General features: G+C 43.7%; 12 protein-coding genes. 7 read left to right on the forward strand and 5 right to left on the reverse strand.

Translation table 11 applies throughout. The features are described 5' to 3' along the window. Positions 1-386 precede the first annotated feature (386 nt). From SFV55_RS06860 to SFV55_RS06870, 3 genes are all read right to left on the reverse strand, one after another. Complete coding sequence (locus tag SFV55_RS06860; RefSeq protein ID WP_320028738.1) at positions 387-1,589, reverse strand: hypothetical protein; 1,203 nt, start codon at positions 1,587-1,589, stop codon at positions 387-389. Between the two features lie 193 nt (positions 1,590-1,782). Continuing rightward, positions 1,783-2,745: a YitT family protein gene (locus SFV55_RS06865; RefSeq protein WP_320028739.1), complete on the reverse strand. Its 963-nt coding sequence runs from the start codon at positions 2,743-2,745 to the stop codon at positions 1,783-1,785. A 397-nt stretch (positions 2,746-3,142) separates the two neighbouring features. Next, entirely contained in the window at positions 3,143-4,477 is a 1,335-nt protein-coding gene (locus SFV55_RS06870; protein WP_320028740.1) for a sigma-54 dependent transcriptional regulator, read from the reverse strand. 144 nt (positions 4,478-4,621) lie between these two features. Between SFV55_RS06870 and SFV55_RS06875 the strand changes: the two genes are divergently transcribed. After that, positions 4,622-5,338 (forward strand): DNA alkylation repair protein, encoded by a 717-nt coding sequence (locus SFV55_RS06875; protein WP_320028741.1) that lies wholly within the window; start codon positions 4,622-4,624, stop codon positions 5,336-5,338. 24 nt (positions 5,339-5,362) lie between these two features. Here the strand turns inward: SFV55_RS06875 and SFV55_RS06880 are convergent, their stop codons facing one another. Further along, positions 5,363-5,743, reverse strand: a complete 381-nt coding sequence (locus SFV55_RS06880; protein WP_320028742.1) for a lipocalin family protein — start codon at positions 5,741-5,743, stop codon at positions 5,363-5,365. A gap of 254 nt (positions 5,744-5,997) precedes the next feature. On the opposite strand from SFV55_RS06880, the gene dusB reads away from it, so the two are divergent. The 4 genes from dusB to SFV55_RS06900 all read left to right on the forward strand — a co-directional run bounded on the left by dusB (position 5,998) and on the right by SFV55_RS06900 (position 10,286). Next, complete coding sequence (dusB, locus tag SFV55_RS06885; RefSeq protein ID WP_320028743.1) at positions 5,998-6,999, forward strand: tRNA dihydrouridine synthase DusB; 1,002 nt, start codon at positions 5,998-6,000, stop codon at positions 6,997-6,999. An 11-nt stretch (positions 7,000-7,010) separates the two neighbouring features. Continuing rightward, complete coding sequence (locus SFV55_RS06890) at positions 7,011-8,432, forward strand: CCA tRNA nucleotidyltransferase (RefSeq protein ID WP_320028744.1); 1,422 nt, start codon at positions 7,011-7,013, stop codon at positions 8,430-8,432. 74 nt (positions 8,433-8,506) lie between these two features. After that, on the forward strand, positions 8,507-9,301 hold the full coding sequence (locus tag SFV55_RS06895; protein ID WP_320028745.1) for an alpha/beta hydrolase: 795 nt from the start codon (positions 8,507-8,509) through the stop codon (positions 9,299-9,301). A 10-nt stretch (positions 9,302-9,311) separates the two neighbouring features. Next, a complete protein-coding gene (locus SFV55_RS06900) occupies positions 9,312-10,286 on the forward strand; it encodes a hypothetical protein (protein ID WP_320028746.1) in 975 nt (324 codons plus the stop codon). A 97-nt stretch (positions 10,287-10,383) separates the two neighbouring features. On the opposite strand, the gene SFV55_RS06905 is transcribed toward SFV55_RS06900, so the two are convergent. Further along, positions 10,384-11,820 (reverse strand): glycoside hydrolase family 125 protein, encoded by a 1,437-nt coding sequence (locus SFV55_RS06905; RefSeq protein ID WP_320028747.1) that lies wholly within the window; start codon positions 11,818-11,820, stop codon positions 10,384-10,386. Between the two features lie 138 nt (positions 11,821-11,958). Here SFV55_RS06905 and folD point away from each other — a divergent pair, with 138 nt between their 5' ends. Both folD and SFV55_RS06915 read left to right on the forward strand, forming a co-directional pair. After that, complete coding sequence (gene folD, locus SFV55_RS06910) at positions 11,959-12,837, forward strand: bifunctional methylenetetrahydrofolate dehydrogenase/methenyltetrahydrofolate cyclohydrolase FolD (protein ID WP_320028748.1); 879 nt, start codon at positions 11,959-11,961, stop codon at positions 12,835-12,837. Between the two features lie 173 nt (positions 12,838-13,010). Next, positions 13,011-13,520: a hypothetical protein gene (locus SFV55_RS06915; RefSeq protein WP_320028749.1), complete on the forward strand. Its 510-nt coding sequence runs from the start codon at positions 13,011-13,013 to the stop codon at positions 13,518-13,520. The last annotated feature ends 8 nt before the right edge of the window (positions 13,521-13,528 follow it).

The raw sequence follows: 13,528 nt of genomic DNA on the forward strand, positions 1-13,528 counted from the left end.
TTTGCCTAGCGGACAAATTTTTTGAACCGCAACCTTGACTTTCGCTCCGGCAAATTGATGGCTGGTCGCTACGCGGGGAACAAAACTAGGGTTTCGTCAATATTTTTTAATTCTTGACACACTTCATTGAACATTCCCGCCGAATGGCGCTCAACCTACTCAAAACAAATGGTGACAAACCTAAAGTCAGCATTAATCGTAGAATGAACCGATGTGCATTGTCGGACAAGTATAGAGAAAATACCCTCAAATTTTAATGCGTTTGCCCTGGGGACAACGCCCCTTTGCTTGTGGTCTAATTTCGAGCCAAATTGGACCACATTTTGTAAAATAGAAGTACGAATTTTCAAGGTAATCAAGCCAGCGTCACTTAAGGTAAATAGCTGTTAATCGGAGTATTTTGTTCCATCGGGTGATATCCTCGTCCGTTGTGGGTTTTTATATATACCCAACTCTTCCCTTATTTGATTGGTCTTTTCCTCCATTTCTTTTGTCCATTCAGGAAGATGAAAATAGCAAATGTCAAGTGAAAACCCCTTATCCTTTTTATATTTCTCAGTAGCTATTCCAATAATTACCGAGGCGTCCATATGCATTTGTCTCCCAATCATACATGTTAGCTGTAATTCCTTTAGTCTGTCTTCCCTTTGTTCAAATGGCCTTGCGAGAAATACATAAACAGGAGAGCCTTCAAGTTGTGCCTTGACAATTCTTGAACTTGGAGTTTTTATCCCATCATCCTGTCCGATTACTTCTTGTAAACATTTGCTTAATTGTCGTCTACCAAATCTATTTTCTTTGTTCATTTGACGAACTGATAATTCAATTTCCTCTCTTGACTCTGAATAAATTGTCTGTCCATTTTCGAAGTCTTTGTGTAGCGTTTCAATGATACTATCCCAAAGATAACTGGGTTCATTTTCTTCTTTTTCCTTTAGGTACTCATCTGAATTAGAATACCCTTCCCAAAGGTCATGAAACAAATACAATGATGTTTCATCAGAATCAGGAAAGGAAAAACCATTTTGAATATAAAGAGCAAGCATGTCTTCACTTGAAAATGAAATGTGCCCAGTCCCTGATTTAAGAAATTCTTCTTTTGCTTTTAAATAGTCTGTAAAGTCTGTTATAGTATCAAGTTCACGCAGAAGTATATGAATTGATTTTTCATCAAAAACGTGAATAAAGCCTTTCCCGAAATCACCATATTTTAAGGGAAACTTGTCACCCCTCCCAAAAGCAACTGCCACGCGGTAAATATTCCTTATTCCTTTTTCGGGTAGTTTGATTTTAGTGGTTTGGTCGCATAGAAAAATTTCTTCTTTTAAATTTATAATTCTTTCTGCACCATAAATTTGATCAGATGAACTTTCGATAGCTCTTTTAAGCCACCTATCAATATCAACATTGAGATCGCCACTTTCTTTTATTGAAATATCCTTTACTGAGAAGATTATAATGTCAGGGTCGCAAACAACAAGCAAGTCACAAAGCTCCTTCCCTTTTTTGCTAAATGGGTTTGGAAAACTCCAAAAAGAGAGAAAACTGCCTTTGCATAACTCTGATAATATTTTTTCTGTTGGTGTCATTGTTTGATATTGTCTATGGTAACACAAGACTTAACATGCTGTAGCTTTACGAAGTTCCAAAGAAATGAAGCGGAGAGAATTTTTTAGAATTTTGCAAAACCGCAGCTTTACAAAAGGATTAGTGTTGAACCCCCTTTTTTAATCCCAACGCTCCCAATTCGTCATTCGTCATTCGAAAAACTCGTCATTCCCTCTAATGCAGCGGCCTCTTCTTAATCATCCCGCCCTTTGTATCATTGATGCTGTGCATCAAAATAAACGCGTTGGGGTCGATCTTCTCGACCTCGGCCTTGAGATTACTCAATTCCAGACGGGTAATCACTGTAAAAATAATGTCGATGTCATTGTCGCGGTGCCCCGTTCTACCAAATCCACGTTCCCCCTTGTAGATGGTCACCCCCCGGCCAATGTCGTGGATGATCATTTGGCGGATGTCTTCTGATTTGGGGGAAATGATGGTCACCCCGGTATATTCTTCGATGCCTTCTACAATAAAATCAACCGTTTTAGAGGCGGCAAGGTAAGTCAAGATGGAATACAAGGCCGTTTCGATGGACAGCAAATAAGCCGCAACCGAAAAGATGATGATGTTAAAAATCAAGATCAAATCCCCAACGGAAAGTCCAGAACGTTTGCTGATGTTGAGCGCTAGCACTTCGGTGCCATCGATCACGCCACCGCCACGCATGGAGAGCCCGATGCCAGCTCCCAGAAAAAAACCACCAAAAACTGAGACCAACAACTTATCTTCCGTTATTTGCGGATAAGGAATGACCTCAACGGCAAGCGCCAAGGTAACGATGCCAATGGCTGTTTTGACCGCAAAATCAAGGCCAATGGTGCGGAGCCCTAGCAGAACAAAAGGAAAATTGACAAGGAGCAACAATAGCGAAAGTGGCCAATCCGTAACCTCGGAGATCAACAAGGAGATCCCTACCGCCCCTCCATCAATAAAATGATTGGGTAACAAAAAACCTTTCAGGCCAAATCCAGCCGACAAAACGCCCATACTCAACAAAAACAGCTGAATGAGGCGACGTTTGAATAAGATCTGGAATTGCTTCAAACCTTTGGCAAGTACATAATTGCTGTATTTGCTCAGCTTCTTTTTGCGTAGAGTGGTGTTCAGGATAATTTTGGTCCATAGTGAATTCATGGTTGCGATACGTTTGTTGCAGTTAAACAATGGTAACCCCATTACTCAGGTTATACTTGAGTGTGGGAAATTGTTGAGTAATCGTCAAAAACGTTTGTTTAAGCCCATGCGATTGAACATTTGGCTCGGAGGACATCAATTGCCACGTGCTTTAGCGCGTGGATCCAGTTTCCTTTTTTAATCGGGCTTTAGCCCAAACCCAAGTTTTCAGGCTAGGGCTAAAGCCCAGATTCCATGGTATTCCTATACCCCAGGCTAAAGCCAGGGGCAATTGATGTCCTCCGAGCGAAATGTCCACAAAGGTGTTTTAAGCCTTAATGTATTAATGGTAGGTTCAAAAAACTTAACGCTCCGATCGTAAGAAAAGTTTGCCTTGAAGTTTGGACGATATCCTGCTTTACAATTGATATTCCTTGATTTTGGCATACAAGGTGGTCAAGCCAATGCCCAATAACTCCGCCGTTTGGGTCTTATTGCCATGGGTATGTTCCAGCATCCGCGAAATGTGCCGTTTTTCTACCTCCCTTAAAGATAGGATGCCGCTAGTGGTGTTGCTGCTTGGTTGCAAAAAATCCCAGGGCAGGCTATCACTTTCCAATTGCGAGGTCTCACTCAGGATACAAGCGCGCTCAATCGTATTGCGCAACTCGCGGATATTGCCCCGCCACTGGTGTTGATGCAAGGCTTTTAAAAACTCGGGGTGGGCCCTGCTGATTTTTTTATTCAGCTTTTGGCTGAATTGTTCCATAAAATGCTGGACGAGTGAGGGAATATCTTCAAGCCTTTCATTGAGTGAAGGCAAATGGATGGCAAAAGTGGCCAGGCGGTAGTACAGATCCATCCTGAACTGCCCATTGTTGCTCTCTTGTTCCATATTGCGATTGGTGGCGGCAATGATGCGGACGTCCACTTTTTGGGTTTTGGTTTGGCCAACTTTCAGAAATTCCCCATTTTCGAGTACTCGTAGCAGTTTGGTCTGTAAATCCAGAGGCATTTCTCCAATTTCATCCAAAAATAGCGTACCCTCATGTGCCTCTTCCAGTAAACCTTTTTTGTCTTTAATGGCTCCGGTAAAGGCGCCAGCCTTGTGGCCAAATAATTCACTTTCAATGATTTCTCTGGAAAGAGCCGCGCAGTTGAGCGCAACAAAGGCCTTATCCTTGCGCATACTGGCCTGGTGGATGGCCTGCGCAAAAACATCTTTTCCGGTGCCAGTCTCTCCCGTCAGTAGGATACTCGCATTGGTAGGTGCTACCTTTTCAGCCAATTCAATGGCTTTTTGGATGGCAGGAGATCGACCGATGATATTTTGAAAATCAGTAGGAATTTTACCTTGAACACTCATGCGGGAGCCAGACCTCTGGCGCAAGGCTTTTTCCGTAGCTTGAGCCAATAAAGTGATGATGCGGTTGTTGTCATCGCCCTTTACCAGATAGTCAAAAGCACCATTTTTGATGGCTTTTACTCCATCGGGAATGTTGCCGTAGGCCGTGAGCAGGATTACTTCAGTGAGCGGGTATTTTTGTTTGATTTCGGCAGTAAGTTCAACCCCATTGCCGTCGGGCAGTTTGACGTCGCAAAGTACCACCGGGAAGTCTTGCTGAGCCAGCTTTTTGAGCCCGGACTGACAATCACCCGCCTCGCTTACTTCGTAATCTTCCAATTGCAAAAGGCGGGCAAGCAAACTGCGAAGTTTGACTTCGTCGTCGATGATGAGTACGGCAGTTTTCATATCCTGAATCTTGGCTCAAAAGTAAAACAGTAAGCGGAAAAGCGCACAAGAATTAAAACCATTAAAAGTGTTGATTTTTTTTGTGATAAATTTTTTATTGGAATATGGCTAAAAAAACTTACCTTGCTTCAAATACCAAATGTTATGCCTACCCTCAACGAAGTCATGCAATCGCTGCAAAGCTACAACAGCCCAAGTACCAAAAACACCTTGATGAAGCATGGCGCTCGTGAGCCATTTTTTGGTGTAAAAGTGGGCGACATGAAAACCATCATCAAAGAGCTAAAGCTCAAAAAAGAGTACCAGCTAGCGCTAGACCTTTATGATACCGGAAACTCCGATGCCATGTACTTGGCTGGTTTGATTGTTGACGAAAAAAAAATCAGCAAAGACGATCTGCGGCATTGGGTAAAGGGAGCTTATTGGTACATGATCCACGATTTTACGGTAGCTTGGGTTGCAGCAGAATCACCCCATGGTCTGGAACTGGGCCTGGAGTGGATCGAGTCTCCCGAAGAAACCGTGGCTTCAGCGGGTTGGGCCACCCTGGCTTATTGGGCTCAATTGCGACCCAACAATGAATTAGACCTGAGTTTGTACCAACAATTATTGGATAGGGTGCAAAAAAACATCCACCAGGCGCAAAACCGGGTCCGATATACCATGAATGGATTTATCATCATGGTTGGCTCACAATTTCCGGAAATGACCGAACCCTGCATTGAACTATCAGAGTCCCTGGGTACGGTTTTTGTAGACATGGGAGGTACCTCTTGTAAAGTACCGGATGCCGGAGAGTACATTTACAAAATCCAGGAAAAGGGGGCCATCGGTAAAAAGAAAAAAATGGTAAGGTGCTGATCCAAAGCTGGGCCAAGGAGCTGATTATTTTTGTTTAACCAATTTCATCATCCGCCCTTTGCCTGCATCGCTCATTTTGAGGTGCAGCGAATCGGGGGTCAGCAGCAGAATTTCTACCGATTTTTCTGTGGAAGCCCGGTTGAGGGTATCTATGGTGAACAGCCGTTTATTGAGGATATAATAAGTACCAGATTCCTGATAGTTGAGGGTGCTTTTGAACGTATAGCCTTCGTTTTTGTTGAAGGTAAATTGAACTACCTTGGGGTCTATCAGCAGGGAATCGCCTTCTTGTGAAATAACCACGGCCTGCCATTCTCCAATCAAATCACGTTGGCGATAGGGCGAACAGCCTAACAACAGACACAGCATACCGATCAAAACAGGACTAGCAAAGGATTTGTACATTTTCTGACTACTTGTGAATAATTAGGGTTTTACCCCGTTTTGAATAAGAAAACACAAAAGTAAAGCCCCAGGTGTTTATCCTCACTACAATTAACAGGATTTTAAGTAAAAAGCCGATTTAATTCCACAAATTGGAATTTTTTTGAAGCCCGATTGGTTAAATCAATCTATTTTTGCGGCACTGTAGTAAGGCTGCGAAAGAGGTGAAAGGAAATCAGTACTCATTTTGCCCTCTACTAATGCACAAAAGGGATATGGTAAAGATTGCGCAAGTTGAATTGGGAGAATTTCCCCTGCTTTTGGCACCGATGGAAGATGTGAGTGACCCACCTTTCCGGGCATTGTGCAAAAAGCAAGGTGCAGATATGATGTATACCGAGTTTATTTCGGTAGAAGGGTTGATTCGGGATGCTACCAAAAGTTTGCAAAAACTGGACATCTACGACGAGGAGCGCCCGATTGGGGTACAAATATTTGGTGCCGAGCTCGACTCCATGATGCGGGCTGCCGAAATTGTTGAAGCGGCCAAACCAGAAGTACTGGACATCAATTATGGCTGTCCGGTCCAAAAAGTGGTTTGTAAAATGGCTGGAGCAGGCATCCTGCGGGATGTCAAAAAGATGGTAGAATTGACCGAGGCCGTGGTTAAATCGACCAACCTGCCAGTAACCGTAAAAACCCGCCTGGGCTGGGATTCCAATACCATTTTTATTGAAGATGTCGCCGAACGACTTCAAGACATTGGCATCAAAGCCTTATCCATCCATGCACGTACCCGGGTACAGATGTACAAGGGAGAATCGGACTGGAGCTGGATCGCCAAGGTGAAAAACAACCCACGCATCCACATCCCCATTTTTGGCAATGGAGACATCGATACCCCCCAAAAAGCCAAAGAATACCGCGAGCGTTATGGGGTGGATGGCATCATGATTGGACGGGCTACCATTGGCTACCCCTGGATTTTCCGGGAGATCAAGCACTACTTTGCTACGGGTGAACTTTTACCTCCACCGAATATTCACGAGCGGGTAGATGCGGTACGCCAGCACCTGCAACATTCCATTGATTGGAAAGGTGTTAAATTAGGGGTGGTAGAAATGCGTCGGCATTACACCAACTACTTCCGTGGATTCCCCGGCATCAAGGAGTTTCGGGGCCAATTGGTGACCGAAGAAACACCTGCAATCCTATTTGAAATACTCGACCGTTTGGAAGATCAGTACAGCACTGTCGAGGCTGAATCGGTATTTTAACCTGAAACGTAGTGGTCTTTAAGATTCAAGATAACGAACGCAAGATCCTGGAGATCGTTAGCCATGCAGCCGCAAAGATGCAGGTGCCTGCCTACGTGGTAGGCGGATATGTACGCGATCGCTTGTTGGCACGGGCATCCAAGGACATCGACATCGTCTGTGTTGGCAGTGGCATCGAACTCGCTGAAAGGGTGGCTGGCGAATTGCATCCGGTGCCCCGCATCGCGATTTTCCAACGTTTTGGTACCGCCATGATCAAACATCGCGATCTGGAAGTGGAGTTCGTTGGAGCGCGGAAAGAATCCTATCGCCACGATTCGCGCAAACCCGCCGTTGAAAATGGGTCATTGGAAGATGATCAAAACCGCCGTGATTTCACCATCAATGCTTTGGCGGTCAGTTTGAATGAACCGGATTTTGGGAACATCATCGACCCTTTTGATGGACTAGGAGATTTGGAGCGAAAAATCATTCGTACCCCTCTGGACCCGGGCAAAACCTTCTCCGACGACCCACTGCGGATGATGCGGGCCATTCGTTTTGCTACTCAGCTTGATTTCGCCATCGAACCTGCTACTTTCAAAGCGATTTCTGTTTACAAAGAACGCATCAAGATCATTTCTGCGGAGCGAATTGCGATTGAGTTGAACAAAATCATCCAGGCCCCCAAACCCTCGGTGGGATTCAAACTCTTGTTCGATTCGGGATTGTTGCACATCATCTTTCCGGAAATGACGGCCTTACACGGAGTGGAAATTCGCAATGGCCGGGGCCACAAGGATAATTTTTACCATACCCTTCAGGTTCTGGACAACTTGAGTAAAAAGACCGAAAACCTTTGGTTGCGTTGGTCTGCCATCCTTCACGATATCGCAAAACCACCGACCAAACGGTTTCACCCTGAACAGGGTTGGACTTTTCATGGGCATGAAATATTGGGTGCCAATATGGTCCCGAATATTTTCCGCCGTTTCCGACTGCCCATGGACCACAAGATGAAGTATGTGCAAAAACTGGTTCGCCTGCATTTGCGCCCAATCAGTTTGACCAAGGAAGAAATCACCGACTCGGCCATGCGCCGCTTGCTGGTGGATGCGGATGAGGACTTGGAAGACCTGATGCTGCTTTGTGAAGCGGACATCACCTCCAAGAATCCGGATAAAGTCAAACGTTACCTGGAAAACTACGAACTGGTGCGTCAGCGCCTACAAGTTGTAGAAGAACGGGATCAACTTCGCAATTGGCAACCACCAATTACCGGGGAAATCATCATGGAAACCTTTGGAATTGGCCCTTCTCGCGAAGTAGGTGAGATCAAAAACTATGTACGGGAAGCTATTCTCGATGGGCTTATCCCTAATGAGTTTGACGCAGCTTATGGCTTGATGTTGGAAAAGGCTGGGGAAATGGGGCTGGTGAAAAAAAACAATTAAGATTTTGTAATTAAGTTATATAGTGTAATTTTATTCACGTTTGTTAAGTACCTCTAACATTTTAGAACTTAGACATGAACTATCATACAACCACAATAGAAATAAAACAGGGTCTAAATACTCAAGGCTTTTTTAGTTTTAAAACGCCTGAAACAGTCATAATTTTTATACACGGGTTTGCAGGAAAATCAATTATTACTTGGAACAATTTCCCGCAATTTATTTTGCCCGATAAGGATTTTAGTAAAAGCGATTTGATCTTCTATGGTTATGATACTTTTGGTGGTCAGGCTGGAGATCATGCATCCGAACTTTATGACTTTCTTAATTTGATGGAAAAACCACTTGGAAATGGAATCTTGCCAAGTCAACAAAACCTACCAGAAAGGGCATACAAAAAAATAGTATTAGTGGCTCATTCCCTTGGTGCGATTTTGGCCAGACAGGCTCAAATATTAGCATTTGATGGCGGTAGTAATTGGCTAAAAAAGTCGTCTTTGATTTTATTCGCCCCTGCTCATAATGGGGCTCAAATATTACCACTTATGATGGAAGCGTTACCTGGTTTGTGGTCTTTATTAGGATTGTTTATCAAATATAGGTACCCTATTTTAAGGGATTTAGATTCAGAAGATGATGGAATTTGGAAAAGTATCAAAGATCGAACAGAACAACTACAAGAAATTCCTGAAGGAGAACCAACTAAGGCGAAACTTGTTGTATTTGCAAAAGGGGATAAAGTTGTAAGAAACATCCCTTACCTTAAAGATTTGCCTCCCAAGGTCATCGACGGGCAAACTCATATGTCAGTTTGTAAGCCTAAAGAAAATTTCTATATGCCAGTTGAATTACTTAAAAAGCTATTGTAAAAAGCCTATTATGGACTATCAATACAAAAACCTGCAATCTCTTGTAGCAGAATTCAGAAACAGAGGTAAGGCGTCAAAAGGATTTAATCACCTCATTCCATTGATTGCTAACCAGGAAATCGATAAACTCGACTATTTGTTAAGATACCATGATCCTATATCTGTTTATAAAGAAGAATTAATTAAACGATTTGAAATTGACACTTTGATTGAATTTTACAATCTGTTGTTAATTGCTGCTTTAACAGGCTATATACCTAATGATTTTACGCCGGAACTGAGAAATGAAATTGTGACGATTTTAAACCATAAGTCTGTAAAAACTTACTACGAAGTAAATTATCCAGATTTGATAATTTCGTGCACATCGTGCTATGTTGCAAATAAAAAATGGTTTGAACCACAAGATTCTCCTAAAATTCAACTACTATTCAATCAGTTTGCATCTCTAAATAGAGCCATAAAAAACGATGAAGATATTGAAAGGTTTCTAGGAATGCTGGACTTTGTACTGTATGGTGAAAATGGCCTTAATCAATTAAAAGCGACACTCTTATCGGTTGAAAAGACTAGAGAAATTCTCAATAACAGTCCTGAGTCAAATATAAGTATGGGGATCAGAGGATTTATTAAATATGCTGGGTTTATGGGGCAACTAAGAGAGTTAATGCAGTCAGCAGAGGGCCACCTATTGATCCAGTCAGGAATGTGGCTATTTCATGGGTATTACTTAAACCGCTTGAATATACAGATGAAATCTTTTTTTGATGAAGTTTTTGAAAACATTAAAAAATCACTAATTGATACCAGATATGATGTTTTAAAGGATCAACAACTAAATATAAATACAGAAGAAGCTTACATGGATAAGGAAGTGATAGAACATTTGAATGCATCCCTTAATGATGCTAGAGATGATGCTGAATATATTTTAAATATTAAATGGGCCAAACCTTTTGAAGATTATTTTTTTAATACAAAATAAAACGCACTACTGGACGAGCAATATAATACACGTCCAATAGTGGGGTGAAAAATCAAAATTTTAGCCAATTATAGGAAATAACCAAAATTTTCGGTATTTAAATTGTTTTATTCGCCAATATCGCTGGATACTTCGCACTGGTATGCATTACCAATTCCCCAAAAAGCGTATTCGCCCAAGCAAACCACTTCCGCGTAAAATTACTCGCATCATCCTTGTGAAAGGCCTCGTGCATGAAGCCTGTACCCCCGTGGGTAAGTTTTAAGTTGTGCAAACATTGCCTTACCTCCGCTTCATTGTTGGAAGTCAGGCCGCGCATGGTGATGCTCAAAGGCCAAATCATGTTCATCCCGGCATGTGGCCCGCCAATGCCCTCGGCTGCTTTTCCTTTGAAAAAGAAAGGATTGTTAGTCGACAACAAGTACTTACGGGTGTTTTGGTACACGACATCGCTGTTTTTGACCGCACCCAGATAGGGTAGGGACAAAAGGCTGGGAACGTTGGCATCGTCCATCAGGTTGAAGCTGCCAAAACCATTGACCTCGTATGCATACAGCCGCCCATACGTTTGGTGGTTGATGATGGCATGTTGTTGCAGCGCTTTTTCAACTTCCATGGCCAGGGCGGTACATTTCAAAGCAAGTGCGGCATTGTTGAGCACTTTATTCAACAACTCGGCAGCCTGACGTAAAGACACTACTGCAAAGAAATTCGCTGGAATAAGGAATGGATAAATGGTCGCGTCATCGCTAGGGCGGAAGACCGAACAAATTAAGCCTACTGGTTTCACCGGATAACCATAACCAGAAAGTGGGACCCCATCGGTAGCCCAGTAGGTGTTGCGTTGGAAGGTATAGGGGCCATTGCCCTCTTTGCGTTGCTGCTCTTTGAAAGTTTGCAGGGTCATTTCGATGGTCCGAACCCAATCGGCGTCAAAAACACTGGTGTCTCCGGTCGTTTTGTGGTAGTGATAAGCCAGGCGAATAGGATAGCATAAGGAATCGATCTCCCATTTGCGCTCGTGGATGCCAGGCTTCATCGTGGTATAGTCCTTTTTCCATTCACTTTCCTTGTTCACATCTTTGTAAAAAGCGTTGGCGTAAGGATCGAGGATGATGCATTTTTTTTGCCGATTGATGACGCCAGCGATCAGCTCTTGTAGCGCCTTGTCTTCCTTGATTAAGGGCAAATAAGGCCAGACCTGAGCAGTGCTATCGCGCAACCACATGGCATCGATGTCGCCAGTGATGACGTAGGTGTCTGGTTTGCCATCGATGATTTCGAATTCAATGGTGGTATCAAGGGTATTGGGAAAACAGTTTTCAAACAACCAGGCCAGCTCAGGATCAGCGATTTGTTTTTTTAAGCGATCAATGGTCGCTTCGACGGCTTTGCTGCTGAATTTTCGCTCAGCCAGGACAGGCCTTTTGCTCTCAAAACTAGGGGTATTCCAAGCCAAGGCGGGAGCTTGATTCAACAGAACCCCAGTGCTCAACAAACCGGCTTGTTGGATGAATTTTCTTCTGGATTGCATGATTGAAGCGATTTAGCCCCCAAGATAAGGCAGTGGTGATGAAAGTGATTTTTTCTCTGCTACGATTTTTTTCTTGCACTAAAGGAACTCCTTCCAACAAAGACTTGTACTTTTGACTTTTTAAACCAATCATCAACAATGGCAATTCTTGACGGGAAACAATTGGCCCAAACCATCAAAGCGGAACTCCGCAAAGAAGTAGAACAGATCAAAACCCAAGGCGGCAAAATTCCCCATTTGGTCGCTGTTTTGATCGGTGACAATCCAGCCAGCCAGGCCTATGTGCGCAATAAAGTTCGCTCCTGTGAAGAAGTAGGTTTTTTATCCACTTTGATTCATCGCCCGGCGGACACTTCAGAAAAAGAATTGCTTGAAATTGTAGAACAGCTCAACGGCGACAATTCAGTTGATGGATTCATCGTACAATTGCCTCTACCAAAACACATTGATGAGCACAAGGTGACTTTAGCCATAGAGCCACGCAAGGATGTGGATGGTTTTCATCCAGTCAACTTCGGAAGAATGGCACAAGGACTTCCCTGTTATTTGCCAGCAACGCCCATGGGAATCCTGGAAATATTAAAGCGTTACGACATTCCAACTTCGGGCAAAGAAGTGGTGGTGGTAGGACGCAGTAACATTGTAGGAACCCCGATCAGCATCTTATTGTCGCGCAAAGGTTATCCCGGCGACGCTACTGTAACGGTTTGCCACAGCCGTACGGTTGATTTGGCTGCGCATACCCGCAAGGCTGATATTTTGATCGCGGCCATCGGGGCACCCGAATTTGTGAAGGGAGATATGGTTAAAGAGGGCGCCGTCATCATTGATGTAGGCATCAACCGGGTGGAAGATCCAACATCCAAATCGGGCTACAAACTCGTAGGAGATGTAGATTATGCAGCAGTTGCGCCCAAGGCCGCTTGGATTACCCCGGTACCTGGCGGCGTAGGTCAATTGACGGTAGTCGCCTTGTTGATCAATACGCTGAAGTCTGCCCGGAACGAGGTATACTAAGAAGAAAAGATGTGAGTGTGAGGTGTGAAAGTGTGGGTGTGACAAAACCACTTTTCATTCCTCCCGGAACTAAGCCAACCCAAGGATTTATCCGTGGGAGGCCACCCAAAACATCAGCCCACGAATTTATTCGTGGGGAAGCCGCGGGTATATCCGTGGGAAAAAGCACAAAAATGAACGGAAAAGAAGGCATTATCAACATCGTCAATCAAATCAATGGGATCCTGACTAGCATTGAGGATCAGCTCTACAAAGCTCCTCTGGCCATTTACAACGGATCTTCGATTGGCCAGCACTTTCGGCACATTTACGATTTTTTTCGTTGTTTGGCTCGTGGCGCATCCCAACATACCGTCGACTACGCCCAACGCGACCGTGATGTGCGTATTGAGCAGGATCCATTGTTTGCCATGAGTGCGTTTGTACAAGAACTAGAATCCTTGTTGACGCTCGAAGAGTACACACCAGTGAGGGTGCGTGGAGATTTTTCCACGCAAAACAACGCAGCCCGTCCCGAATATCCATCCTCTATAGGCCGCGAAATCACCTTTTTACACGATCATGCAGTGCATCATTTGGCAATCATTAAAATTGGTTTACAAATGGAAGCACCAGAATTGATCAAAGACCATACCTTTGGGGTTGCTCCTTCAACGGTAAAATTCCGCCAGCAAGAAGCCTAATCCTCTTT

The organism is Haliscomenobacter sp., from assembly GCF_033763495.1.
Lineage (GTDB): Bacteria > Bacteroidota > Bacteroidia > Chitinophagales > Saprospiraceae > Haliscomenobacter.

Bases quoted from the DNA above. Each gene is read 5' to 3' on its own strand.
- SFV55_RS06860 (WP_320028738.1), bottom strand. From the start codon at position 1,589: ATGACACCAACAGAAAAAATATTATCAGAGTTATGCAAAGGCAGTTTT.
- SFV55_RS06870 (WP_320028740.1), bottom strand. From the start codon at position 4,477: ATGAAAACTGCCGTACTCATCATCGACGACGAAGTCAAACTTCGCAGT.
- SFV55_RS06895 (WP_320028745.1), top strand. From the start codon at position 8,507: ATGAACTATCATACAACCACAATAGAAATAAAACAGGGTCTAAATACT.
- SFV55_RS06915 (WP_320028749.1), top strand. From the start codon at position 13,011: ATGAACGGAAAAGAAGGCATTATCAACATCGTCAATCAAATCAATGGG.
- SFV55_RS06900 (WP_320028746.1), top strand. From the start codon at position 9,312: ATGGACTATCAATACAAAAACCTGCAATCTCTTGTAGCAGAATTCAGA.
- SFV55_RS06880 (WP_320028742.1), bottom strand. From the start codon at position 5,743: ATGTACAAATCCTTTGCTAGTCCTGTTTTGATCGGTATGCTGTGTCTG.
- SFV55_RS06865 (WP_320028739.1), bottom strand. From the start codon at position 2,745: ATGAATTCACTATGGACCAAAATTATCCTGAACACCACTCTACGCAAA.
- SFV55_RS06905 (WP_320028747.1), bottom strand. From the start codon at position 11,820: ATGCAATCCAGAAGAAAATTCATCCAACAAGCCGGTTTGTTGAGCACT.
- SFV55_RS06875 (WP_320028741.1), top strand. From the start codon at position 4,622: ATGCCTACCCTCAACGAAGTCATGCAATCGCTGCAAAGCTACAACAGC.
- folD (WP_320028748.1), top strand. From the start codon at position 11,959: ATGGCAATTCTTGACGGGAAACAATTGGCCCAAACCATCAAAGCGGAA.
- dusB (WP_320028743.1), top strand. From the start codon at position 5,998: ATGGTAAAGATTGCGCAAGTTGAATTGGGAGAATTTCCCCTGCTTTTG.